General features: G+C 52.4%; 1 protein-coding gene and 1 pseudogene. Both read right to left on the reverse strand.

Translation table 11 applies throughout. The features are described from left to right. On the reverse strand, positions 1-726 hold a 726-nt coding region (locus tag KDK19_RS09005; protein ID WP_257291771.1), incomplete at its 3' end, for a hypothetical protein. After that, positions 723-1,160, reverse strand: a pseudogene (gene dinD, locus KDK19_RS09010) (DNA damage-inducible protein D); the annotation flags it as partial. The gene KDK19_RS09005 and the pseudogene dinD, both read right to left, overlap by 4 nt.

The following is a 1,160-nucleotide window of genomic DNA, read 5'->3' on the forward strand; positions in this document are numbered from 1 at the left end:
GTCCTGGGCGTAGACAATGGCGCATAACAGGAAAGACCAGGGGGTGGCGGCAATATCGGCCAGCTTGCCATGGCTGCTATGGGGTTTTTGTTGTTGTAACAGCATTTTTGGCTGTTTTGAATCGGTGTTTATGGCCGCAAAATGATTACTTGAGAAGATGAATGGCGGCAGTTGCAGTAAGCGTCCGGAAACCCAGTTTTGTTCCGGGTTGCAGGTATCGTCCAGAGGCTTCAGTTCTGGTAAAGGGTAGGGTTGCCACTGTGTCAGTTGGGCCGAAGCAGCTAACACCCGGGTAATAACGGGAAGCGACTGGCTTTGTTCAACACCGGCACCTAATAATTGTTGCTCCAGACTCTGAAATTCTGTTGGGGCAATACTGGCCGAAGGCAGGGCTTCTTCCACCCAGGGTGCGGCAGAGTCAAGGCGAGTGACCAGCTGTATAAGGGCATCCTGATTACTGAGCTTGCCTGCTTCTTTAACCCTGCCCGCCATAACGGATAACCAGGGCTGGCGAATGGTTTTATCGGTGGCGAGAATGGCTGCTACCGCTTCTTCGTCAGACGACAGCTGGTTACGAACTTTTAACAGCTTCTGGCTGATGCTCCAAAGCTTTGACTCAGGGGCAGGGTGGGCCAGCCCGGTCAGTAATGTGTCGAGCCGGGGGGCAAAACGACATTGTCCATGGCTGAAGAGTTTCAGCAGGGCAGAAACAGGGTAGTCTTTCATTCCTGGTTATCCTCCGCCTTGCTGATTTTATTTTTTTGCTTTTCCAGTTGTTTGATACTGCTTTCTGGTGTGGGCAGGTCTTCAGGCATAGTGCCACCCAGCTCATCAATGGTCTGTCTTACTTTGGCGCCGACCTGATGATGGGTCTGGTTGGCCTGGGTTTTGCCCTGCACCTGATCACGGCGTAACTTTTCTTCGGTCTGGGTAGCCCGGAACAGGTTGGCGGCCAGTTCGGTCGAGCCCATAAAATCGAGAATTTTATGGCTTTTTTTCAGCCCTTTGCGCTGGTGGATATCTTTGGCATCCAGCCCGCCATAAAGCCCCCGGTAACCGTGGTTCTGGAAAATGGCAAAATCCATATTGGTGGTGACACCGGCATCGGCGGCAGCGTCCACCAACTGTTTATTGTGCTCTTTCATCTCTTCCCGTAGCAG

Origin of the sequence: Endozoicomonas sp. ONNA1 (genome assembly GCF_024606325.1) — a bacterium.
In the GTDB taxonomy this organism is placed as follows: Bacteria; Pseudomonadota; Gammaproteobacteria; order Pseudomonadales; family Endozoicomonadaceae; genus Endozoicomonas_A.